General features: G+C 68.7%; 15 protein-coding genes and 1 tRNA gene. 3 read left to right on the forward strand and 13 right to left on the reverse strand.

The window, feature by feature from the left end; all coding sequences use genetic code 11:
• Positions 1–4: 4 nt before the first annotated feature.
• The 3 genes from uvrA to coaE all read right to left on the reverse strand — a co-directional run bounded on the left by uvrA (position 5) and on the right by coaE (position 5,816).
• Positions 5–2,902, reverse strand: coding sequence for an excinuclease ABC subunit UvrA (gene uvrA, locus EY822_RS14575; protein ID WP_150309177.1), 2,898 nt, complete (start codon positions 2,900–2,902; stop codon positions 5–7).
• A gap of 62 nt (positions 2,903–2,964) precedes the next feature.
• Positions 2,965–5,031 carry an excinuclease ABC subunit UvrB gene (gene uvrB / locus EY822_RS14580; protein ID WP_150309178.1) on the reverse strand — a complete coding sequence of 689 codons (2,067 nt, stop codon included), beginning with the start codon at positions 5,029–5,031 and terminating at the stop codon, positions 2,965–2,967.
• Between the two features lie 176 nt (positions 5,032–5,207).
• Positions 5,208–5,816, reverse strand: coding sequence for a dephospho-CoA kinase (gene coaE / locus EY822_RS14585; protein WP_150309179.1), 609 nt, complete (start codon positions 5,814–5,816; stop codon positions 5,208–5,210).
• 69 nt (positions 5,817–5,885) lie between these two features.
• Between coaE and EY822_RS14590 the strand changes: the two genes are divergently transcribed.
• The gene (locus EY822_RS14590) at positions 5,886–6,494 is read left to right on the forward strand and encodes a DUF4126 domain-containing protein (protein WP_150309180.1); all 609 of its coding nucleotides are present in this window, start codon (positions 5,886–5,888) and stop codon (positions 6,492–6,494) included.
• A gap of 148 nt (positions 6,495–6,642) precedes the next feature.
• Here the strand turns inward: EY822_RS14590 and rpsA are convergent, their stop codons facing one another.
• The 5 genes from rpsA to polA form a co-directional block, all read right to left on the reverse strand.
• Positions 6,643–8,100, reverse strand: a complete 1,458-nt coding sequence (rpsA, locus tag EY822_RS14595; RefSeq protein WP_150309181.1) for a 30S ribosomal protein S1 — start codon at positions 8,098–8,100, stop codon at positions 6,643–6,645.
• Positions 8,101–8,485: 385 nt separating this feature from the next.
• Positions 8,486–9,862, reverse strand: a complete 1,377-nt coding sequence (locus tag EY822_RS14600; protein WP_227497376.1) for an LLM class flavin-dependent oxidoreductase — start codon at positions 9,860–9,862, stop codon at positions 8,486–8,488.
• Complete coding sequence (locus EY822_RS14605) at positions 9,859–11,535, reverse strand: DUF885 domain-containing protein (RefSeq protein WP_150309182.1); 1,677 nt, start codon at positions 11,533–11,535, stop codon at positions 9,859–9,861. The genes EY822_RS14600 and EY822_RS14605 overlap by 4 nt, the downstream gene beginning before the upstream one ends.
• Positions 11,536–11,579: 44 nt before the next feature.
• Positions 11,580–12,026 (reverse strand): PTS sugar transporter subunit IIA, encoded by a 447-nt coding sequence (locus tag EY822_RS14610; RefSeq protein ID WP_150309183.1) that lies wholly within the window; start codon positions 12,024–12,026, stop codon positions 11,580–11,582.
• Positions 12,026–14,710, reverse strand: a complete 2,685-nt coding sequence (polA, locus tag EY822_RS14615) for a DNA polymerase I (RefSeq protein WP_150309184.1) — start codon at positions 14,708–14,710, stop codon at positions 12,026–12,028. The genes EY822_RS14610 and polA overlap by 1 nt, the downstream gene beginning before the upstream one ends.
• A gap of 111 nt (positions 14,711–14,821) precedes the next feature.
• Between polA and EY822_RS14620 the strand changes: the two genes are divergently transcribed.
• Positions 14,822–15,250, forward strand: coding sequence for a PaaI family thioesterase (locus EY822_RS14620; RefSeq protein ID WP_150309185.1), 429 nt, complete (start codon positions 14,822–14,824; stop codon positions 15,248–15,250).
• Between the two features lie 60 nt (positions 15,251–15,310).
• On the opposite strand, the gene EY822_RS14625 is transcribed toward EY822_RS14620, so the two are convergent.
• Positions 15,311–15,916: an ANTAR domain-containing response regulator gene (locus EY822_RS14625; protein WP_150309186.1), complete on the reverse strand. Its 606-nt coding sequence runs from the start codon at positions 15,914–15,916 to the stop codon at positions 15,311–15,313.
• Between the two features lie 39 nt (positions 15,917–15,955).
• Here EY822_RS14625 and EY822_RS14630 point away from each other — a divergent pair.
• A tRNA-Leu gene (locus tag EY822_RS14630) sits at positions 15,956–16,041 on the forward strand.
• A gap of 30 nt (positions 16,042–16,071) precedes the next feature.
• Here the strand turns inward: EY822_RS14630 and EY822_RS14635 are convergent.
• The 4 genes from EY822_RS14635 to gltB form a co-directional block, all read right to left on the reverse strand.
• Positions 16,072–16,602, reverse strand: coding sequence for a DUF421 domain-containing protein (locus EY822_RS14635; RefSeq protein ID WP_150309187.1), 531 nt, complete (start codon positions 16,600–16,602; stop codon positions 16,072–16,074).
• 165 nt (positions 16,603–16,767) lie between these two features.
• Positions 16,768–18,186 carry a pyruvate kinase gene (pyk, locus tag EY822_RS14640; protein WP_150309188.1) on the reverse strand — a complete coding sequence of 473 codons (1,419 nt, stop codon included), beginning with the start codon at positions 18,184–18,186 and terminating at the stop codon, positions 16,768–16,770.
• 87 nt (positions 18,187–18,273) lie between these two features.
• Positions 18,274–19,731, reverse strand: coding sequence for a glutamate synthase subunit beta (locus EY822_RS14645; RefSeq protein ID WP_150309189.1), 1,458 nt, complete (start codon positions 19,729–19,731; stop codon positions 18,274–18,276).
• On the reverse strand, positions 19,724–24,316 hold the full coding sequence (gltB, locus tag EY822_RS14650) for a glutamate synthase large subunit (RefSeq protein ID WP_150309190.1): 4,593 nt from the start codon (positions 24,314–24,316) through the stop codon (positions 19,724–19,726). Before gltB ends, EY822_RS14645 begins: the two co-directional genes overlap by 8 nt.
• Between the last annotated feature and the right edge of the window lie 109 nt (positions 24,317–24,425).

Consider the following 24,425-nt stretch of genomic DNA (forward strand, 5'->3'; position numbering starts at 1 on the left):
TCGGCTAGCGCTGCTCCAGCACCTCGCGAAGGAACGTGCCGGTGTGACTGGCCTCGACCTTCGCGAGCTGTTCCGGTGTGCCCGTCGCGAGCACGGTGCCACCACCGGCCCCGCCCTCCGGACCCATGTCGATGAGCCAATCCGCCGACTTGATCACGTCGAGGTTGTGCTCGATGACCACGACGGTGTTTCCCTTGTCGACGAGCCCGCCGAGCACCAGCAGGAGCTTGCGCACATCCTCGAAGTGCAGGCCCGTGGTCGGCTCGTCGAGCACGTACACGCTGCGCCCGTTCGACCGCCGCTGCAGCTCGGTGGAGAGCTTGACGCGCTGCGCCTCTCCGCCCGACAGGGTGGTGGCGCTCTGCCCCAGCCGTACGTAGCCGAGGCCCACGTCGACGAGGGTCTTCATGAAGCGGTGGATCGACGAGATGGGTTCGAAGAAGTCGGCCGCTTCGGAGATCGGCATGTCGAGCACCTCGGCGATGTTCTTGCCCTTGTAGTGGATGCCCAGGGTCTCGCGGTTGTAGCGCGCTCCCCCGCACACCTCGCAGGCCACGTAGACATCGGGGAGGAAGTTCATCTCGATCTTGATGGTTCCGTCACCCGAGCACGCCTCGCAGCGCCCGCCCTTGACGTTGAAGCTGAACCGGCCGGGGAGATACCCCCGCACCTTGGCCTCCGCCGTCTCGGCGAACAGGTTGCGGATCTTGTCGAAGACGCCGGTGTAGGTCGCCGGGTTCGATCGCGGGGTGCGGCCGATCGGGTTCTGGTCGACGTGCACCACCTTGTCGAGATTCTCGAGCCCGGTGACCCGGGAGTGCTTGCCCGGCACCTTGCGGGCGCCGTTCAACTGGTTGGCGAGCACCCGGTACAGGATGTCGTTGACGAGCGACGACTTGCCCGACCCGCTCACACCGGTGACGGCGGTCAGGGTGCCGAGCGGGAACGAGACGGTGACGTCCTTGAGGTTGTTGGCGCGGGCGCCCACCACCTGGATCTGCCGCTTCTTGTCGATCTTCCGCCGCTTCGCGGGCATCTCGATCGAGCGGCGACCGGCGAGGTAGTCGCCGGTGAGCGATCGCTCGTTCTGCACGAGGTCGTCGTAGGACCCCGAGTGCACGACCGTGCCCCCGTTGACACCGGCACCGGGGCCGATGTCGACGATCCAGTCGGCGGTGCGGATGGTGTCCTCGTCGTGCTCGACCACGATGAGCGTGTTGCCGAGGTCGCGCAGCTTCACCAGGGTCTCGATGAGACGGCGGTTGTCCCTCTGGTGCAGGCCGATGCTCGGCTCGTCGAGCACGTAGAGCACGCCGGTGAGCCCGGACCCGATCTGGGTGGCGAGGCGGATGCGTTGGGCTTCCCCGCCGGAGAGGGTCGCCGCCGCGCGGGACAGGTTGAGGTAGTTGAGCCCCACCTCGATGAGGAAGTCGAGGCGCACCCGGATCTCCCGCAGCACCTGCGCCGCAATGGTCGCTTCCCGGTCGGTCAGCTCGAGCTGCGCCATGAAAGCCTGCGCATCGGTGAGGCTGAGCTCGGCGACCTCCGCGATGTTGGTGCCGTGGATCAGCACGGCGAGCACCTCGGGCTTCAGCCGGCGTCCGTCGCAGACGTGGCACGGGATCTCCCGCAGGTACTCCGACCAGCGCTGGCGCTGGCTGTCGGTCTCCGCCTGGGCGTACTGGCGCTCGATGTACGGCATGACGCCCTCGAAACCGGACGAGTAGGTCATCTCGCGCCCGAAGCGGTTCTTCCAGCGCACCTGCACCTCGAAGTTGTCGCCGCGCAGCACCGCCTCCTGCACGGAGGGGTCGAGCTTCTTCCACGGGGTCGACAGCGAGAACTTCAGGTCGCGGGCGAGACCCGCGAGCAGCTTCTCGTAGTAGTTGAAGAGGCCCTTGCCCTGCGTGGTCCAGGGCAGGATGACGCCGTTCTTGATGCTGAGGTTCTCGTCGCCGATCAGCAGGTCCTGGTCGACCGACATCCGCGTGCCGAGGCCGGAGCACTCCGGGCAGGCACCGAACGGCGCGTTGAAGGAGAAGGTCCGCGGCTCGACCTCGGAGAGCTGCAGCGGGTGGTCGTTGGGGCAGGACAGCTTCTCCGAGTAGGTGCGGAGCCCGGCCGGGCCGTCCACGTCGACGAAGTCGATCGCCACCACACCGTCGGTGAGGCGCAGCGCGGTCTCCAGCGAGTCGGTGAGCCGGCCGAGCACATCCGGTCCGGCGACGAGGCGGTCGACCACCACCGCGATGTCGTGCTTGAACTGCTTCTTGAGGACGGGCGGGTCGCTCAGCTGCACCACGGATCCGTCGACCACCGCGCGGGAGTACCCGGTGGAGGCGAGCTCCTTGAAGAGGTCGACGAACTCGCCCTTCTTCTGCGACACGACGGGGCTCATCACCTGGTAGCGGGTACCGGCTTCCAGTTCCATGAGCTGGTCGGCGATCTGCTGCACCGTCTGCTTGCTGATGACCTCTCCGCAGACCGGGCAGTGCGGCACGCCGATGCGCGCCCAGAGCAGACGCATGTAGTCGTAGATCTCGGTGATCGTGCCGACCGTGGAGCGGGGGTTGCGGTTCGTCGACTTCTGGTCGATCGACACCGCAGGGCTCAGGCCCTCGATGAAGTCGACGTCGGGGCGATCGACCTGCCCGAGAAACTGGCGGGCGTAGGCCGAGAGCGACTCCACGTAGCGGCGCTGGCCCTCGGCGAAGATGGTGTCGAAGGCGAGGGACGACTTGCCGGAGCCGGACAGTCCTGTGAACACCACGAGGGAGTCCCGCGGAATATCGAGGTCGACGTTGTGGAGATTGTGGACTCGGGCACCGCGGACACTGAGCTTGGCAGACGCATCTACCTCGGAAATTGACACTCTATGAATCTTAGGCGGCACCCCCGACATTCCCCGGCGGGTTCCCCGAGGGCGTAACCGGGGCCCTCGCCGGCAGATGAGCGCGACGGTCGCTAAGCCAGGTGACCGGCCTTCTCCATCTGCCGCAGCTCCTTCTTCAGGTCGCCCAACTCGTCGCGGAGGCGCCCGGCGAGCTCGAACTTCAGCTCGGCCGCGGCCTGCAGCATCTGGTCGTTGAGGTCGCGGATGATCGACTCCAGTTCGTTGGCGCCGGACGCCGCCCTGCCCTCGCGGCGCAGGTTCGGCGTGGGCGAGCGCTTGCCGCCCTGCCGACCGTCGAGCAGCTCCTTCGTGTCGGCTCCCTCCCGGGCGAGCGCGTCGGTGATGTCGGCGATCTTCTTGCGGAGCGGCTGCGGGTCGACCCCGCGCTCGAGGTTGTAGGCCACCTGCTTCTCGCGGCGTCGGTCGGTCTCCTCGATCGCCCGCTGCATGGAATCGGTCAGCACGTCGGCGTACATGTGCACCTCGCCCGACACGTTGCGGGCCGCGCGCCCGATGGTCTGGATCAGGGAGGTGGACGACCGGAGGAAGCCCTCCTTGTCGGCGTCGAGGATGGCGACGAGCGACACCTCGGGAAGGTCGAGCCCCTCGCGGAGCAGGTTGATGCCGACCAGCACGTCGTACACGCCGGTGCGGAGCTCGGACAGCAGCTCGACCCGACGCAGGGTGTCGACGTCGGAGTGCAGGTAGCGCACGCGCACACCCGCCTCGGCGAGGAAGTCGGTGAGCTCCTCCGCCATCTTCTTCGTGAGGGTGGTGACGAGGATGCGCTCGTCCTTCTCGGTGCGCTTCGTGATCTCCTCGAGCAGGTCGTCGATCTGCCCCTTGGTGGGCTTGACGACGATCTGCGGGTCGATGAGCCCGGTCGGGCGGATGATCTGCTCGACGACCGAGTCGGTGATGCCGAGCTCGTACCTCCCGGGGGTGGCGGAGAGGTACACCGTCTGGCCGACCCGCTCCTTGAACTCGTTCCACTTCAGCGGACGGTTGTCGAGGGCACTGGGGAGCCGGAACCCGTGATCCACGAGAGTGCGCTTGCGGGAGGAGTCGCCCTCGTACATCGCTCCGATCTGCGGCACCGTCACGTGCGACTCGTCGATGACGACGAGGAAGTCATCCGGGAAGTAGTCGAGCAGGCAGTGCGGGGCCTCGCCCGGCCCGCGGGCATCGATGTGCCGGGAGTAGTTCTCGATCCCGGAGCAGAAGCCGATCTGCTGCATCATCTCGATGTCGAAGTTCGTGCGCATGCGGAGGCGCTGCGCCTCGAGCAGCTTGCCCTCGCGCTCCAGCACCTTCAGCCGCTCCTCGAGCTCGATCGAGATGGTGCCGATCGCCCGGTTCATCACGTCGCGCTCCGCGACGTAGTGCGAGCCGGGGAACACCGACACGGAGTCCATCTTGCGCACGATATCGCCGGTGAGCGGATGCAGCGTGTACAGGCCCTCGATCTCGTCACCGAACATCTCGATGCGGATCGCGAGCTCCTCGTACATCGGAATGATCTCGATGGTGTCGCCGCGCACGCGGAAGTTGCCGCGGGAGAAGTCCACGTCGTTGCGCTGGTACTGCATCGACACGAATTTGCGGATGAGGTCGTCGCGGTTGACCCGCTGACCCACCTGCAGCGCCATCATCGCGTTGAGGTACTGCACGGGGGCGCCGAGGCCGTAGATGCACGACACCGTGGAGACCACGACAACGTCGCGGCGGCTCAGCAGCGAGTTGGTGGTCGAGTGGCGGAGGCGCTCCACCTCCGCGTTGATCGACGAGTCCTTCTCGATGAAGGTGTCGGTCTGCGGAACGTAGGCCTCGGGCTGGTAGTAGTCGTAGTACGAGACGAAGTACTCGACCGCGTTGTTCGGCAGCAGTTCACGGAACTCGGTCGCGAGCTGGGCCGCCAGCGTCTTGTTGTGGGCGAGCACGAGGGTCGGCCGTTGCACCGCCTCGATCAGCCACGCCGTGGTCGCCGACTTACCGGTTCCGGTGGCCCCGAGCAGCACCACGTCGGTCTCGCCCGCGTTGATGTGACCGGCGAGCTCGGCTATCGCGTGCGGCTGGTCACCGCTCGGCGTGTACTCGCTGACAACCTCGAAGGGGTGAACGGAGCGGGTGGGTTGCATGCTTCGAGTTTAAGCGGGACCACCGACATCCGAGCCCCTTTCAGCTTCAGGCTGAACGCAGCTTCAGGCTGAACGCAGCTTCAGGCTGAACGCAGCTTCAGGCTGAACGCAGCTTCAGGCCGAACGCAGCTTCAGGCCGAACGCAGCTTCAGGCCGAACGCAACGTGTGTTCCGCATCAGCTCGAGGCGGAACGCGGGATGCTCGACCAGAACGCATCGGTCTGGGCGAGCGTCTCCTCGAGTGATCCGTTGGCGTCGATGACGACGTCGGCGATGGTCAGGCGCTCCTCTTCGGAGGCCTGTGCCGCGATCCGCCGTCCTGCCTCCCCCGGCGACATTCCGCGCAACCGCACCAGACGGTCGAGCCGCACGCGGTCGGTGGCGTGCACGACCACGATCGCGTCGAACGGGTGGTCGACGGCGGCCTCCACGAGGAGCGGCACGTCGTAGACGATGCGGGCGCGGGGGTTCGCGGCGGTCGCTTCTGCGATCAGTTCGCGCGTGCGCTCCCGCACCGCAGGGTGGGTGATCGAGTTCAGCACCTCACGCAGACCCGCGTCGGCGAACACGATATCGCCGAGCGCACGGCGGTCGAGCGCTCCGTCCTCGGTGAGCACGTCGGAGCCGAACTCCTCGGCGATCCGACGGAGCGCGGGTGTGCCGGGCTCCACCACCTCACGGGCCAGCACGTCGGCGTCGATGTGCACGGCGCCGTGCTCGGCCAACCGGGAGGCGACCGCCGACTTGCCCGCGGCGATACCGCCCGTCAGCCCGATGAGGAACACGCGTCCATGCTATTCCGCGCCCGACTCGCCTGTGCCGCTCGCGTAGCATCGAACCGCGAAGGGATGCCGATGCTCGAGATACTCACCGGGACGGGGCTGGCCGCGGCCGCCGGACTGAACGCGTACATCCCGTTGCTCGCGCTGGGTCTCGCCGCCCGCTTCCTCGATGTGGTGTCGCTGCCCAGTGGGTGGGCGTGGCTCGAGAACGAGTGGGTGCTCGGCATCGTCGCCGTGCTGCTGGTCATCGAGTTCGTGGCCGACAAGATCCCCGCGGTGGACACGGTCAACGACTGGATCCAGACGCTCGTGCGACCGGCATCCGGTGGTCTCGTGTTCGGTTCGGGGTCGTCGGCGGAGACCGTCGCCGTGACGGATCCGGCCGAGTTCTTCGCGTCGGACTCGTGGGTGCCGATCGCCGTCGGTGCCCTCCTCGCGCTCGGCGTTCACCTCATCAAGATGTCGGTGCGGCCGGTGCTCAACGCGGTGACCGCGGGCATCGCCGCCCCGGTCGTCAGTGCGGCGGAGGATGTCGCGAGCGTTCTGCTCGCCTTCCTCGGCCTGGTCGTGCCCATCCTCGTGGTGATCGCCGTCCCCGCGCTGATCGTGGTCGCCGTGCTCGGCGTTCGCGCGCTGCGGCGCCGGCGGGCCGGCCGCACGGTCGCGACGCGGGTCGCCTGACCGTCCTCCGTCCTGCGCCGCTGTACCGAAGCGCACCGCGCGTCGCGCCGACCGCAGGCAGTGCTCCACCGCTCAACCGCGACAACCGGGCAGACGGCAACGGCCGGACCCCCGAAGGAGCCCGGCCGGTGCCGTGATGCTGGTGGAACTAGCTGTTGCTCGAGAGACGCTCGCGCAGAGCCGCGAGCGACTCGTCGTCGGCGAGGGTTCCCGCACCGCCGGCGTCGCTCGACGGAGCGGAGCTGGAAGCGGACGAGGCGACGGACTCGAAGCTCTCGACCTCGGACGCCGAGGCGACCTGCTTCTTGTGGGCTTCCCAGCGAGCCTGGGCTGCAGCGTAGTCCTGCTCCCACTTCTCGCGCTGGCTCTCGAAGCCTTCCTTCCACTCGTTGGTCTCCGGGTCGAAGCCCTCGGGGTACTTGTAGTTCCCCTGGTCGTCGTACTCGGTGAGCATTCCGTAGAGCGCCGGGTCGAACTCGGTGCCCTCGGGGTCCACGCCCTCGTTGGCCTGCTTGAGGCTCAGCGAGATACGGCGACGCTCGAGGTCGATGTCGATGACCTTGACGAACACCTCGTCGGCGACGGAGACGACCTGCTCGGCGAGCTCGACGTGCTTGCCCGACAGCTCGGAGATGTGCACGAGGCCCTCGATGCCGTCGGCGACGCGAACGAACGCACCGAACGGAACGAGCTTGGTGACCTTACCCGGCGCGACCTGCCCGATGGCGTGCGTGCGGGCGAAGACCTGCCACGGGTCCTCCTGAGTGGCCTTGAGCGACAGCGACACGCGCTCGCGCTCAAGGTCGACCTCGAGAATCTCGACAGTGACTTCCTGGCCCACCTCGACGACCTCGCTGGCGTGCTCGATGTGCTTCCAGCTGAGCTCGGAGACGTGGACGAGCCCGTCTACGCCGCCCAGGTCGACGAACGCACCGAAGTTGACGATCGACGACACGACACCCTTGCGAACCTGGCCCTTGTGCAGGTTGTTGAGGAACGTCGAACGGCTCTCGGACTGCGTCTGCTCCAGCAGGGCACGACGAGACAGCACTACGTTGTTGCGGTTCTTGTCGAGCTCGAGGATCTTGGCCTCGATCTCCTGGCCGAGGTACGGCGTGAGGTCGCGGACGCGGCGCAGCTCGATGAGCGACGCAGGGAGGAAGCCGCGGAGGCCGATGTCGACGATGAGTCCACCCTTGACGACCTCGATGACCGAGCCGGTGACGACGCCATCGGACTCCTTGATCTTCTCGACGTCACCCCAGGCGCGCTCGTACTGCGCGCGCTTCTTGGACAGGATGAGCCGGCCCTCCTTGTCCTCCTTCTGGAGAACGAGAGCCTCGACGCTGTCGCCGACCTGAACAACCTCGCTCGGGTCTACGTCATGCTTGATGGAGAGTTCGCGGGAGGGGATGACGCCCTCGGTCTTGTAACCGACATCGAGGAGCACCTCGTCACGGTCGATCTTCACAACGGTGCCCTCGATGAGGTCTCCGTCGTTGAAGAACTTCATAGTCTTTTCGACCGCGGCGAGGAAGTCTTCTGCGGAGCCGATGTCGTTCACGGCTACCTGCTTGAGCGCCTTGTCGGTCGTTACGATTGTCATAAAAGTGGTTACTCCAGGATGGACATGGTCGTTGGTCACGAGCGGGATCGTGCTTGGGGGATGCTTCCGCCGTGACGGCGAATAGGAATGCCGCAGAATTGCGACTCTCAAGTCTATCGTCCGCTGCAACACCGCGCCAGTCGCGGCACGGTCCCTGAGCCTGTCGAAGGGACCCAAACCGACGTCACACGTCACGGCCCACGGTCCCTGAGCCTGTCGAAGGGACGCAAGGCGGCGTCACGTCCCTTCGACGAGCTCAGGGACCGTATGGGCACCGCAAGCGCCAGGCGACGTCACGGCCCACGGTCCCTGAGCCTGTCGAAGGGACGCGAACCGACGTCACGGCCCTTCGACGAGCTCAGGCCCCGCAGAGACCGCGGGGGCGTCAGGGAGTGGCGGGCCGGCGGTGGGCGGCACCGGGGTGGGCCGCGGGCAGCCGCGCGACGCCCTCGCCGAACAGTCGCTCGCGCAGCGTGCCCGGCTCGTACGCCGTGCGGTAGAGGCCGCGCTCCTGCAACGCGGGCACGACGTACTCCACGAAGTTCTCGACGGTGCCCGGCGTGGTGAACTGGCGGAGATTGAATCCGTCGATGCCGGTGTCGCGCACCCAGCCATCGATCGCGTCGGCGATGTCGTCGCCGGTGCCCATCGCGAAGAACGGTCCGCGGTCGAACCGCGTCACGGCCCGGAGCGCGTCGCCGACGGTGGATCCCGGCGCGTAGCGGGCCGCCGTGGAGGCGTCGCGCCCGGCGCCGATGCTCGCCAGGACGTCGGACATCGGCGTCTCGGGCGGATACGCGGCGAGGTCGATCCCGCTGCCGCCACCCGCGTGGGCGAGGTACCCCTCGGCACTCGCGAGAGTCTCGTACTCGGCGGCGCGGCGCTCGGCCTCCGACCGCGTTCTGCCGGCGATGAGCACGGCGCTCCCGAGGGTGCGCACCGCGTCGGGTCCGCGGCCGTTCCGTTCCGCGAGGCCCTTGATGTCGGCGATGCTCGCGGCGAAGTCGCCCAGCGACGACCCGCCGACGAAGACCGCCTCGGCGTGCTTCGCCGCGAACGCGCGACCGGCGGGCGAACTGCCCGCCTGATAGATCACCGGAGTGCGCTGGGCCGACGGCTCGGAAAGGTGAGGACCGGCGACACGGAAGTACGTCCCGTCGTGGTCGATGCGGCGCACCCGATCCGGATCGCTGTAGACGCCGCGGTCCGCGTCCCGGCGCACGGCGTCATCCGCCCACGACCCCTCCCAGAGCTGGTACAGCACGTCGAGGTACTCGTCCGCCCGCGCGTAGCGTTCCGCGTGGCTCAGCTCGTCGGCGAGACCGAAGTTGCGGGCGGCGTTCGGCAGGTAGGAGGTGACCACGTTCCAGCCGAACCGGCCCTTCGTGAGGTGGTCGAGCGTGCTGGCGCGGCGGGCGAAGGGGAACGGCGGCTCGTAGGTGGTGGAGAACGTCGCCACGAACCCGAGACGCGTGGTCACGGCCGCCATGGCGGGGATCACGAGCAGCGGGTCGTTGTTCGGGATCTGCACGGCCTCGCGCAGGGCGGTCTCCGGTCCGTCGCGGTACCCGTCGTATGCGCCGAGCACGTCGGCCAGGAACACCGCGTCGAACAGGCCTTCCTCGAGCAGCCGGGCCTCGTCGGTCCAGAAGTCGAGATCGGTGTACCGCGATCTGGTGTTGCCCGGTGCACGCCACATGCCGTGCGAGATGTGCCCCACCGTGTTCATCTCGAACAGGTTGAAGCTGAGCGGGCGCGTCACGCTGCGAGCGCCGACCGCAGCGTGTCGAGGCCGACGCCGCCGAGGTCGAGGGCACGGCGGTGGAACTCCTTGATGTCGAAGTCGGCACCGGCGCGACGTTCGTAGTCGTCGCGCAGCTGCTCCCAGATCCGCTGCCCCACCTTGTACGAGGGCGCCTGTCCCGGCCAGCCGAGGTAGCGGTTCACCTCGAAGCGCACGAAGCCGTCGTTCATGTTCACGTTGCTGCGCAGGAAGTCGAGCGCGTAGGCGGCATCCCAGGTGCCGTTCCCGTCGGGTCGGGGCTTCCGCAGGTGCACTCCGATGTCGAGCACCACACGGGCGGCGCGCATCCGCTGGCCGTCGAGCATGCCGAGCCGATCGGCGGGGTCGTCGAGGTAGCCCAGCTGCTGCATGAGCCGCTCAGCGTAGAGCGCCCAACCCTCGGCGTGGCCGGACGTGCCGGCGATGCGTCGCCAGCTGTTGAGGCGGGACTTGTTGTAGGTGGCCTGACCGATCTGCAGGTGGTGACCGGGGACGCCCTCGTGGTACACGGTCGTGAGTTCGCGCCAGGTGTCGAACTCGGTCACGCCCTCGGGAACCGACCACCACATCCGGCCCGGACGGGAGAAGTCGTCGGCGGGCCCGGTGTAGTAGATGCCGCCCTCCTGGGTGGGCGCGATCCTGCACTCCAGCGCGCGGATCTCCTCCGGGATGTCGAACGAGGTGCGCCCGAGCTCCTCCACCGAGCGATCGCTGGTCTCCTGCATCCACCGCTGCAGCGCGTCGGTGCCGTGCAGTTTGCGGCTCGGATCGTTGTCGAGGTACTCGATCGCCTCCAGCACGGAAGCGCCCGGCAGGATCTCCCGGGCGATGGCCTCCTGCTCGGCCACCATGCGAGCGAGCTCCTCGATGCCCCACTCGTAGGTCTCGTCGAGGTCGATCGTGGCGCCGAGGAAGCTCTGGGAGGCGAGAGCGTAGTGGTCCCGTCCGACGGCATCGTCCTCGCGTGCTGCCGGTTCGAGCTCCGACTCGAGGAACCCCGCGAGCGCGTCGTAGGCCTCCCTCGACCTGCCCGCACCCGAGGCGAGGTCGGCGCGGAGCGAGTCGGGCAGTTCCCCGTCGCTCGCGGCGGCGCCGGTGGTGAAGGAATCGAAGAACCCGTTTCCGGCCGCGTGCTTGCGGGCCTGCGCGGCCACCTCGCGTACCTGTCGCTTGGCGGGTGTGGTTCCGGTGCGGATGCCCTCCCGAAGCGTCTCGATGTAGCCGGCCACGGCGCCGGGAACGTTGTCGAGGCGGGTGGCGATGTGCACCCAGTCGGATTCGGAGCCGGTGGCCATGAGGTCGAAGATCTCGCGGATCTCCTGCGCGGGCGACGCGATGACGTTCAGATCCCGCAGCGGAAAGCCGGCGGCGTTCTGGTCGAGCCCGAGCTGCAGGTCGCGCCGCAGGTCCGCCTTCGTCACCTCGTCGACCCCGTCCTGGGGCGTCGCCGCGTCGAGATCGGTGAGCACCCGCTTCGACTCCTCGGTCCGCCGCTCGGCGCCGGCGGGCGAGTAGTCGCTGTACTCCCCCTCGCGGCCGGGCCGGCCGAGGTATACGCGCAGCTCCGGTGTCAGGTCGAGAAGCGTATCGACCCATGCGTCGGCGATCGCGTCGATGGGCGTGGGGGTGCGTGGGGTGTCGGAACCGGTCATGCGATCCAGACTATTCGCCCCGCCCTCGTCTCGACACGGCCGGGTCAGGAGCTTTCGGTGCCCAGCACGGCGAGCACGTCGTCCACCGTTTCCGCCCGGCGCAGCCGGCTCGCATGGGTCTCGTCGAGGAGGATGTCGGCGAGGCGCGCGAGCAGCGCGATGTGCCTGCCCTCGGCCGCGGCGATGCCGATGACCACCGTGACCGTCTCGCCGTTCCAGTCCACGCCGTCGGGGAAGCGCAGCACAATGAGTGCATCCTCCAGCACGGCGCCCTTGCCCGAGATCGTGCCGTGCGGCAGGGCGATGCCCTCGCCCACGTAGGTCGAGACCGTCTTCTCCCGCCGCAGCATGGAGTCGACGTAGGACTCCTCGACGGCGCCCGCGGCCACGAGCGCGGCACCGGCCTGCCGCACCGCGTCGAGCCGGTCGTCGGCCCGCGCATCGAGCTGGACCGACTCCCGGTGGAGCAGGGCGCCGAGGTGCGTCGCCATCAGTGGGCCGCCTCGTCCCAATTGGAGCCGCGGCCCACCTGCACGTCGAGCGGTACGGTCAGTTCCGCGGCGTGCGCCATTCGGTCGGTCACCACGGCCTCGACCGCATCCCACTCCCCCGCCTTCACCTCGAAGACGAGCTCGTCGTGCACCTGCATGAGCATGCGCGACTCGAGGCCCTGCTGCGCGAAGTCGGCTTCGATGCGCATCATCGCGAACTTCATGATGTCGGCCGCCGAGCCCTGGATCGGCGCGTTGAGCGCGGCCCGTTCGGCGTTGTCGCGCAGCACGCGGTTCGGGCTCTTCAGCTCGGGGAACGGGCGCCGCCGTCCGAAGATGGTCTCGGTGTAGCCGTCGTCGCGCGCCTGCTCCACCACGTTGCGGAGGTAGTCGCGCACGGCGCCGAACCGGGTGAAGTAGTCGGTCATCAACTGCTTCGCCTCGCCCGACTCGATGCGCAACTGCTTCGAGAGGCCGAACGCGCTGAGTCCGTATGCCAGACCGTAGGACATCGCCTTGACCTTGCTGCGCATCTCCGACGTCACGTCGGCCGGGTCGACCCGGAAGATGCGGGACCCGACGAACCGGTGCAGGTCCTCACCGCTCCGGAACGCCTCGATGAGGCCCGCATCGCCGGAGAGGTGCGCCATGATCCGCATCTCGATCTGCGAGTAGTCGGCCGTGAGGAGAGTCTCGTAGCCCTCGCCCACCCGGAAGGTGGTGCGGATGCGCCGTCCCTCCTCGGTGCGGATCGGGATGTTCTGCAGGTTCGGATCCGTGGACGAGATGCGTCCGGTGCTCGTGCCGGTCTGCACGTAGCTGGTGTGGATGCGTTCGTCGGTGCCGATGGACCGCTCGAGGGTCTCGATGATCTGGCGGAGCTTGCTCTTGTCGCGGTGCTCGAGCAGCAGGTCGAGGAAGGGATGCGGGTGGCTCGCCTGCAGGTCGGCGAGAGCACCGGCATCCGTGGAGAAGCCGGTCTTGTTCGCCCGGGTCTTGGGCATGCCGAGCTGGTCGAAGAGCACTTCCTGCAGCTGCTTCGGCGATCCGAGGTTCAGCTCGCGGCCCACCTCGGCGTACGCGCGGGCGGCGAGATCGGAGATCCGCTCGGCGAGCGAGGCGGAGAGGTCGGCGAGACCGGGGCGATCGATGGTCACGCCGCGGAGTTCCATGCGGGCGAGCACGCCGATGATCGGCAGTTCGAGGTCGGTGAGCACCGACAGGGTCTTCTCGTCGAACTCCGCGCGCATGGCGTCGGCCACCCGGAGGGTGAACCACGCCTCGAGGGGCGCGGTGAGCACGTCGTCGAGCTGCAGCAGCTGGTTGGCGTCGGGCTGCGGCAGGTCCTCGTTGAGGTGGCGGGACACGAGGGCGGCGAGGGTCTTGTCGGGCGTGCCGGGGCGCAGCAGCCACCCCGCGACGTGGGCGTCGAAGGCGAGGCCGGCGAAATCGAGTTCCGACCGGATCATGGCTTTCACCTGATACTTGGCGTCGCTCATCACCTTCGGGGCGTCGCTGGCGAGCCACCGTTCGAACGGCGCGTAGTCCGCGCGTCCGGGCGTCCACGGCAGTGTCACCGCCTCGGTGGCGCTCGCGACACCGAAGCCCACGGCGCGGCCGTCGAGCACCTCGACGGTGAGACCGAGACCGTTCGGCGTGGCTGCCGCCGATCGAGTGAGCCACTTCTCGAGTTCCTCGTCGAGCAGCGTCTGCGTCGCCGGATGCGGCGTGCGCGCGGTGACGTCCTCGTTCACCGGCGATTCGACCGTCGATGCGCTGGATACGGACTCCTCCGCGCCCTCGAGCTTCAGCACGCGGTCGAGCAGCGTCTTGAACTCAAGACGTCCGAAGATCTCGCGCAGGGCGGGCTCGTCGATCGGGCGGCGCTCGAGGTCGTCCGGGCCGACCGGCAGCTCGACGTCTACGAGCAGGCGGTTGAGTTTGCGGTTGCGCACCACGTTCTCGGCCTGCGCGCGCAGGTTCTCGCCGACCTTGCCGCCGATCTCGTCGCGGCGCTCGAGCACGGCATCCAGGCTGCCGTACTGGGTGAGCCACTTGGCGGCGGTCTTCGGGCCGACCTTGTCGACGCCGGGGAGGTTGTCGCTCGTCTCCCCCACCAGGGCGGCGATGTCCGGATACTGCTCGGGCGCCACCCCGTACTTCTCGAACACCTTCGCGGCGTCGTAGCGGGTGAGCTGGGACACGCCCATGGCCGACGGGTAGAGCAGCGTCACGTCGTCGTTGACGAGCTGGATGGTGTCGCGGTCGCCAGAGACGACGAGCACCCGGTAGCCCTGCTCGCGTCCCTTCGTGGCGAGGGTGGCGAGGATGTCGTCGGCCTCGAAGTCCTCCTTGGCGAGGGTGACGATGTTCATCGACTTGAGCGCGTCCTGCAGCAGGGGGATCTGGCCGCCGAACTCGGGCGGGGTGTCGCCGCGGGTCCCCTTGTAGTCGGCGTACTCCCTCGTGCGGAACGAGTACCGGGAGATGTCGAAGGCGACGGCGATGTGCGTGGGCTTCTCGTTCTGCAGGAGCAGCAGCAGCATCGCGAGGAAGCCGTGGATGGCGTTGGTGTGCTGGCCGTCCTTCGTGGAGAAACTGTCGACCGGAAGCGCGTAGAACGCTCGGAACGCCAGGGAATGGCCGTCGACGATGAGAAGGGTAGGCTTTTCGCTGTTCGGCACACGGCAAGCCTATAAGGGACTCCCGACAGGCCCTCCCCGCCCGGAGGAGCTCGTCCGCCGCCGGTCCGATCCTCCCTTCCGCATTCGCCGTCCCAGCCCGTCGAGGAGATCATGTCCACCGCCGCCGCGCCCTCGCCGGACGACCGGGCGTCGCACCGGCTGCCCACCGACATCGGTGCGCTCGCCGAGAAGATGGGCATCGAGGTGCTGGAGCTCGGAGCGGAGCATTCGGTGGCCACCATGCCGGTGGAGGGCAACACGCAGCCCTACGGCATTCTGCACGGTGGCGCGCACGTGGTGCTGGCGGAATCGCTGGGGTCGATGTCGGCGAGCATGCACGCCGGTCCGGACCGCATCGCCGTCGGCATCGAGCTGAACGCGAGTCACAGCCGCTCCGTCACCGAGGGCACCGTCACCGGCACCTGCACTGCCCTGCACCTCGGCCGCACGCTCACGACCCACGAGATCGTGGTGACGGACGCCGACGGACGCCGGTTGTCCACCGTCCGCATCACGAACCTTCTCCGCGACCGCGCCTGACTCTCGGTCAGCGGCACGCGCGGCCAGGCGGCATGCACGCGCGGCGGTCGCCGCGGGCGGCTACTTCTTGGTGCTGAGCTGCTCGATGATCGCCTGGGCGACGTCGTGCATCGTGAGGCGACGGTCCATCGACGCCTTCTGGATCCAGCGGAACGCCTCGGGCTCGGTGAGGCCCATCTTCTCGTTAAGCAGGCCCTTGGCGCGGTCGACGAGCTTGCGGGTCTCGAACCGCTCGACGAGGTCGGTGACCTCGGCCTCGAGGGTGAGGATCTGGGCGTAGCGCGCGAGAGCGATCTCGATCGCGGGCAGCAGGTCGTTGGGGGTGAAGGGCTTCACCACGTAGGCGAGGGCGCCGGCCTCGCTGGCGCGCTCCACGAGCTCCTTCTGGCTGAAGGCGGTCAGCAGCACGACGGGCGCGATGTGCCCCTTGCTCAGCCGCTCAGCGGCGGAGATGCCGTCGAGCTGGGGCATCTTCACGTCCATGATGACGAGGTCGGGACGCAACTCGGTGGCGAGGGCGACCGCGGTCTCACCGTCTCCGGCCTCGCCGACGACCTCGAAGCCGTTGTCGCGGAGCGTCTCGACGATGTCGAGGCGGATGAGCGATTCGTCCTCCGCTACGACGACGCGACGGGGGGCGGACGAGGATGCTTCTTGGTCAGACACGACCTAGAGCCTACGGTATTCTGAACCTCGCCGTGGTGAGCCGGATTGGCGGAATGGCAGACGCGGGGCACTCAAAATGCTTTGTCCGAGAGGACGTGCGGGTTCAAGTCCCGCATCCGGCACCACGGAATTCCGACCGGTAGCGGCGGGGCTGCTCAACGCCCCGACGGGTCGGGATGGGCGTTCTTCACGCCGGTGAGCGCCGACCCGGTGCCGCGCTGCGAGCCGGGGATCACGCTGAACTTGCCGTTCGTCTCGAGCACCACGGCGGCGATCGAGTCGAGGTCGCCGTACCCGCTGGCGCGGATCACCTGGCGGATCTCCGACTCCGTCACGCGGGTGGACTTCAGCGCGTGCGTGATCATCATCCCGTCCTGGAGGAGCAGCTGGGGTTCGGCGGTGATGACCCGGCGGACGCGCTCGCGGCGCGATGACAGCCCGGCCACGATCAGCTGCAGCACCACGAGGAGGGCGAGGGCGGTGGCGCCGTCGGCCCACGACACCGTGTCGCTGAGCAGAATGGTGGCGAGCGTCGAGCCGAGGGCGACCGTGACGATGAAGTCGAAGGCATTCAGCTGACTGAGCGTGCGCTTGCCGGTGAGGCGGAGCAGCAGCATCAGCGTGACGTATGCCGCCGTGCCGAGGATCAGGATGCGCAGGATGTCGGACCAGGTGTCGAACCACATCACTCCGGCTTACCACGGAACCCGGCCGCGTGCGCCGCCAACCCGCGCCGCGGACCCCGGCCGCGGATGCCCCCGTTAGCGCGCTCGCCGCCCGTGCTCCGTGCGCCCGCCCGAGGTGTGGACGGGGCGAGGGCACGGAAGACGGGCGGCGAGGGTGCGAACGTCTTAGAGGACGTCTCCGACGCGGTGCACGCGGATGTCGTTGGTCGTCCCGGGGATTCCGGGAGGGGATCCGGAGATGATGACGACCTTCTCGCCGGCGACGGCCATTCCGGTCGACGTGAGCACCTCGTCCACCTGCGCGACCATCTGGTCGGTGTGGGTGACGCGCGAGACGACGAACGACTCCACACCCCAGTTGAGCGCCATGCGGCGACGGATGGCGGGGTCGGGCGTGAACGCCAGGATCGGGATGCCGTTGCGCAGGCGCGCCATGCGGCGCACCGAGTCGCCCGACTCGGTGAACACGCAGAGGAACTTGGCCTCGACGAACTCGCCCACCTCGGCGGCGGCGAGGGTGATCGCACCACCCTGGGTGAACGGGCGAGTGCCGAGCCCGGCGATGCGGTCGAGGCCGTGCTCCTCGGTGGACTCGATGATGCGGGCCATGGTCTCGACGGTCACCACAGGGAACTCTCCCACGCTGGTCTCGCCGCTCAGCATGAGCGCGTCGGCGCCGTCCAGCACCGCGTTGGCGCAGTCGGACGCCTCGGCGCGCGTGGGGCGCGGGCTCGAGATCATCGTCTCGAGCATCTGGGTGGCCACGATCACCGGCTTGGCCCGGCGACGGGCGAGCTCGACGGCCCGCTTCTGCACGATGGGCACGGCCTCGAGCGGCAGTTCGACACCCAGGTCGCCGCGGGCGACCATGATGGCGTCGAACGCGTCGACGATCTCCTCGAGCGCCTCGACGGCCTGCGGCTTCTCGATCTTCGCGACGACGGGGATCTTGCGACCCTCCTCCGCCATGATCTCGTGCACGCGCACGATGTCGGAGGCGTTCCGCACGAACGACAGGGCAATCATGTCGGCACCGAGGCGGATGCCCCAGCGGAGGTCGGCTTCGTCCTTCTCGGACAGCGCGGGGACGTTCACCGCGACGCCGGGCAGGTTGATGCCCTTGTTGTTCGAGACCGCACCGGGGACCTCGACGACGGTCTTCACGCGGGTGCCGTCGGACTCGACGACGCGCAGCGTGACGCGGCCGTCGTCGATCAGCAGCGGGTCGCCCGGCTTCACGTCGCCGGGGAGGCCCTTGTACGTGGTCGACGCGATGTCCTTCGTACCCTCGATGTCCTCGACGGTGATGGTGAAGGTGTCACCCACGGCGAGGTCGTGCGGCCCGGCGGCGAACTTGCCGAGGCGGATCTTGGGGCCCTGAAGGTCGACCAGCACGGCGACGGCACGACCGGACTCCTCGCTCGCCTCGCGGATCCTGGCGTAGATGCCCTCGTGCACGTCGTAGCTTCCGTGGCTGAGGTTCATCCGAGCCACGTCGACACCGGCATCGATAATGGCCCGGATGTTCTCCAGCGAGGAGGTCGCCGGGCCGAGGGTGGCGACGATCTTGGCGCGTCTGCTCATACTGTGTGTGCTCACATTTCTGCGCCGGTCAGCGCGTTGTGATGATGGTGGGGATGGAAGCTGATGGCCGCGGTTCCGCGGCGCCCGTCAGATGGTGAGGGCGCGATCGGTGGGCCGAACCGGGAACGGGAGTTCTGTCTCCCCTTCAAGGTAGCGGTCCACGGCGGACGCCGCAGCCCGACCCTCGGCGATGGCCCAGACGATGAGCGACTGTCCTCGACCCGCGTCGCCGGCGACGAAGACGCCGGGCTCCGAGGTCTGGTACTCGCCGTCGCGTCCCACGTTGCCGGAGTCGTCGAACGGCAGTGAGAGCTGCGCGGAGAGGTCGTCGCGCTCCGGGCCGGTGAACCCGAGGGCCAGCAGCACGAGGTCGGCGGGGATCTCGCGCTCGGTTCCGGCTCGCGGCACGCGGCGGCCGTCGCGGTACTCGGTCTCCGCGATCCGGATGGCGCGGACGCCGCCGTCCTCGTTCGGCAGGAACTCGACGGTCGAGGCGAGGTACGCCCGCTCGCCGCCCTCCTCGTGCGCGCTGGAGACCTCGAAGAGCGTGGGGTTGGTCGGCCACGGCTGCTCGTCCGGCCGTGCGGCGGGGGGCTGCTTGCCGATGGCGAGGTTCGTCACCGACGCCGCCTTCTGCCGGTGCGCCGTGCCGATGCAGTCGGCACCGGTGTCGCCGCCGCCGAGGATGACGACGTGCTTGTCGGTCGCGGAGATCTGGTCGGGGACGTCGTCGCCCGCGGTGGCGTGGTTCGACTGGGTGAGGTACTCCATGGCGAAGTGCACACCGGCGAGGTCGCGCCCCGGGATGGGCAGGTCGCGCGGAACCATGGCGCCGGTGGCGATCACGACGGCGTCGTAGCGCTGGCGGAGGTCGGCCCAGCGGATGTCCACGCCGATGTTCACCCCGGCCCGGAATCGCGTCCCCTCGGCCATCATCTGGTTGAGGCGGGCCTCGAGGTGCTTCTTCTCCATCTTGAAGTCGGGGATGCCGTAGCGCAGCAGTCCGCCGATGCGGTCGTCGCGCTCGAAGACGGCGACCGTGTGCCCGGCGCGGGTGAGCTGCTGGGCGGCGGCGAGACCGGCGGGACCGGAGCCGACGACGGCGACCGTCTTGCCGGTCAGGCGCTCCGGCGGATGCGGCTGCACCCAGCCGTTCGCGAACGCCTGGTCGATGATCGACACCTCGACCTGCTTGATGGTCACGGCGGGCTGATTGATGCCGAGCACGCACGAGCTCTCGCACGGTGCGGGGCACAGCCGGCCGGTGAACTCCGGGAAGTTGTTGGTGAGGTGCAGGCGCTCGATGGCCTGACGTCCCTCGCCCCGCCACATGAGGTCGTTCCACTCGGGGATGAGATTCCCGAGCGGGCAGCCCTGGTGGCAGAACGGGATGCCGCAGTCCATGCAGCGGCCGGCCTGGCGGCGCAGCTCGTTGGAGTCCTGCTGCTCGTAGACCTCTTTCCAGTCCATGAGCCGCACGGGCACGGGTCGTCTCGCCGGGAGCTCGCGCTCGCGGACCTTGAGGAATCCCTTCGGATCAGCCACCGGTCACCTCCAGAATCCTTCCCCAGACCACGTCCCCATCGGGGTCGAGTCCCTCGTTGACGGCGTTCTGGCGCATGGCCAGCACCGCCGCGTAGTCGCGCGGGAGCACCTTGACGAAGTCCTGCACGGTCGCGTCGAAGTCGGCGAGCATGCGCGCGGCGACGGCGGAGTCGGTCTCGGCCACGTGCTCGGTGAGCAGGTCGCGCAGGATTTCGATGTCGGCGCTGCCGAGCGGATGCAGTTCGAGCTCGCCCGACTCGAGCGAGTCGCGGTTCACCCGGTCGGGCACGAGCCGGTGGATGTAGGCGGTTCCGCCCGACATTCCGGCGCCGAGGTTGCGGCCGGTCTCGCCGAGGATCACCGCGAGGCCGCCGGTCATGTACTCGAGCGCGTGGTCGCCCACGCCCTCCGCCACCGCGGTCGCCCCCGAGTTGCGCACGAGGAACCTCTCCCCCACGATGCCGCGCAGGAACATGCTGCCCTGCGTGGCGCCGTAGCCGATCACATTGCCGGCGAGCACGTTGTGCTCGGCCGGGAAGGACGCGCTGCGGTCGGGGCGCACGGTGATGCGGCCGCCGGAGAGTCCCTTGCCCACGTAGTCGTTGCTGTCGCCCTCGAGGCGCAGGGTGATGCCGGGCGGCAGGAAGGCGCCGAACGACTGGCCCGCCGATCCGGTGAGGGTGATGTCGATGGTGCCGGGCGGCAGGCCGTTCACCCCGTGCTTGCGGGTGAGGAAGTGGCCGAGCATGGTTCCGACGGCGCGCTCGGTGTTGCGCACCGGCATGGAGATGGAGACCGGGGTGCCATGGGCGATCGCCTCGGCACTGCGGTGCAGCAGCTCGTTGTCGAAGTGCTCCTCCAGCTCATGGTCCTGCGGCACCCGGTTGATGCGGGGCTCGTCGTCGGCGAACTCGGGGCCGATGAGGATGGGCGTGAGGTCGAGACCGTCCGCCTTCCAGTGCTTGATGGCCGCGTCGACGTTCAGCAGTTCGCTGTGTCCGATCGCTTCCTCGAGGGACCGGAAACCGAGCTCGGCGAGGTACTCCCGCACTTCCTGCGCGAGGAACTCGAAGAAGTTGACGAGGAACTCCGGCTTGCCGTTGAAGCGCGAGCGCAGTTCGGGGTTCTGGGTCGCCACGCCCACCGGGCAGGTGTCGAGGTGGCAGACCCGCATCATGATGCATCCGGAGACGATGAGCGGCGCCGTGGCGAAGCCGTACTCCTCGGCTCCCAGCAGCGCGGCGACGAGCACGTCGCGCCCGGTCTTCATCTGACCGTCGACCTGCACGACCACCCGGTCCCGCATGCCGTTCAGCATGAGGGTCTGCTGGGTCTCGGCGAGGCCGATCTCCCACGGGGTGCCGGCGTGCTTCAGAGAGTTGAGCGGGCTCGCGCCGGTGCCGCCGTCGTGGCCGGAGATGAGCACCACGTCGGCGAGGGCCTTGGTCACGCCCGCGGCCACCGCACCGATGCCGGACTGGCTGACGAGCTTCACGTGCACGCGGGCGGACGGGTTGGCCCGCTTCAGGTCGAAGATGAGCTGCTTGAGGTCCTCGATCGAGTAGATGTCGTGATGCGGCGGCGGCGAGATGAGGCCGACGCCGGCGGTCGCGTTGCGGGTGCGCGCGATCCACGGGTACACCTTGGTCGGCGGCAACTGCCCGCCCTCGCCGGGCTTCGCGCCCTGCGCCATCTTGATCTGGATGTCGTCCGCGTGGGTCAGGTACATGCTCGTCACGCCGAACCGGCCCGACGCGACCTGCTTGATGGCGCTGCGGCGCTCGGGGTCGAGCAGGCGCTCGACGTCTTCGCCGCCCTCGCCCGTGTTCGACTTGGCACCGAGCTGGTTCATCGCGATCGCGAGGGCCTCGTGCGCCTCCTGCGAGATGGAGCCGTAGCTCATCGCGCCGGTGGAGAACCGCTTGACGATCGCGCTGACCGGCTCGACCTCGTCGATCGGCACCGGATGCCGCGATCCCGCCTCGATGCTGAACAGCCCGCGGAGGGTCATCAGCTTCTTGGCCTGCTCGTCCACCATGCGCGTGTAGTCGCGGAAGATGTCGTAGCGACGTGTGCGGGTGGAGTGCTGCAGGCGGAACACGGTGTCGGGGTTGAAGAGGTGCGGCGGCCCGTCGCGGCGCCACTGATACTCACCGCCGGTGTTGAGTCGCTCGTGCGCGATGATCGCGCCGTCGGGCGGATACGCCGCGGAGTGCCGGGAGGCGCTCTCGGCCGCGATGACGTCGATGCCGACCCCGCCGAGGCGGGTGGGCGTGCCGGTGAAGTACTGGTCGATGAACTCGCGGCTGAGTCCCACGGCCTCGAACGTCTGCGCCGCCGCGTACGACGACACGGTGGAGATGCCCATCTTCGACATGATCTTGAGCACGCCCTTGCCGAGCGCCTTGATCAGGTTCTTGACGGCCTTCTCCGGCGTCACGCCGGTGATCATGCCGCTCCGCACCAGGTTCTCGCACGTCTCCATGGCGAGATACGGGTTCACGGCGGATGCGCCGTAGCCCATCAGGGTCGCCACGTGGTGCACCTCGCGCACGTCGCCGGCCTCGACGACGATGCCGACGCGCATGCGGTTCTCGGTGCGGATGAGGTGGTGGTGCACGGCGGCGACCATGAGCAGCGACGGGATGGGAGCGAGGTCGCTGGTGGAGTCGCGATCGCTCAGCACGAGGAACATCGCCCCGTGCGCGATTGCCTCGTCGGCCTCGCGGCACATCGCCTGGATGCGGCGCTCCATGGCCTGCGGCCCGTCGTCCACGCGATACAGACCGCGGATGGTGGTGGTGGTGCGACTGCCCGGGTGCGGGTCGATGTGCTGGATCTTCGCCAGCTCGTCGTTGTCGATCACCGGGAAGTCGAGAATCACCTGACGGGCGTGCTCGGGCGTCGCGGAGAGGAGGTTGCGCTCCGGTCCGAGGCCGAGCTTGAGGGAGGTCACGACCTCCTCGCGGATGGAGTCGAGCGGCGGATTCGTGACCTGCGCGAACTGCTGGGTGAAGTAGTCGAACAGCAGGCGGGCTCGGGTGGACAGCACGGCGATCGGCGTGTCCGAGCCCATGGCTCCGAGCGGCTCCGCTCCCTTCTGCGCCATGGGCGCGAGCAGGATGCGGACCTCCTCCTCGGTGTAGCCGAAGGTGCGCTGGCGGCGCACGACCGACGCCGGGGTGTGCACGATGTGCTCCCGCTCGGGGAGGTCGTTCAGGTTGATGCGGCCGTCGTCCAGCCAGTCCGCCCACGGCTGCGACGCCGCGAGCTCCCCCTTGACCTCGTCGTCCTCGATGAGGCGACCGGCCTCGGTGTCGACGAGGAACATCTTGCCGGGGCGCAGGCGGCCCTTCCGCACGACCCGCGCGGGGTCGATGTCGAGCACGCCGATCTCGCTCGCGAGGACGACGAGACCCTCGTCGGTGACGAGGTACCGTCCGGGGCGGAGGCCGTTGCGGTCGAGGGTGGCGCCCACGAGCGCGCCGTCGGTGAAGACGATGGCAGCGGGGCCGTCCCACGGCTCCATGAGCATCGAGTGGTACTCGTAGAACGCGCGCCGGGTGGGGTCGATGTCGGTCTGGTTCTCCCAGGCCTCCGGCACCATCATCATCACCGCGTGCGGCAGCGATCGGCCGGTCAGGCTGAGCAGCTCGACCACCTCGTCGAACGACGCGGAGTCGCTCGCGCCGGGCGTGACGATGGGGAGCATCGGACCGAGGTCGCCGAGGAGTTCGGACTCGAGCTGCGACTGGCGCGCGCGCATCCAGTTGCGGTTGCCCTGCACGGTGTTGATCTCGCCGTTGTGCGCGATCATGCGGAACGGCTGGGCCAGCGGCCAGGACGGGAACGTGTTGGTGGAGTAGCGGGAGTGCACGAGCGCGAGCTTCGACGCGAAGCGCGGGTCGGACAGGTCGGGGTAGAACGGCTCCAGCTGCAGCGTGGTGACCATGCCCTTGTAGACCAGCGTGCGCGCGGACAGCGACGCGAAGTACGCGGTGAGCGAGCGCTCGGCGCGCTTCCGCAGCCGGTAGGCCTGGCGGTCGAGCGCGATTCCGGCGACCGGCGCGCCCGCGTCGGTGCGCCGGATGCTCGACACGAACAGCTGCTCGATCACCGGCATCGCGCCGCGGGCGAGGTTGCCGAGTTCATCGGCGTTGGTGGGCACGTCACGCCAGCCGAGGACGGTGAGGTCCTCCTCCTCGGCGAGAACGGCGATGCCGGACTTGATCCGCTCGCGCTCGTCGTCATCGGTCGGCAGGAAGGCGAGGCCCACGGCGTAGGCGCCGGGCTCGGGCAGCTCGAACGGGACGACCTCGCGGAGGAACGCATCGGGCACCTGGGTGACGATGCCGGCGCCGTCTCCGGTGCCCGCGTCGGACCCGATGGCTCCGCGGTGCTCGAGGTTCCGCAGCGCGCCGAGTGCCGCGTCGATGATGTCGTGGCCCGCCGTGCCCCGGAGGGTGGCGACCATGGCGAGACCGCAGGCGTCCTTCTCGAAGCGCGGGTCGTACATGCCCTGCGCGAGCGGGGTGGTGCTGAAGTGCGGTGCGCCGGCGGGCGCCGGGCTAACGTTCGTCGTCATGGACAATCGTCCTCACATGGCCGGAAAGATATGGGGAGGAGGGACGACGTCGGCCCGGAAGAAGTGTGCCGGAAACCGGCAGGCGAAGAACTCGGTGGGGCTGTTCCGC

This window comes from Planctomonas psychrotolerans, from assembly GCF_008642235.1.
In the GTDB taxonomy this organism is placed as follows: Bacteria; Actinomycetota; Actinomycetes; order Actinomycetales; family Microbacteriaceae; genus Planctomonas; species Planctomonas psychrotolerans.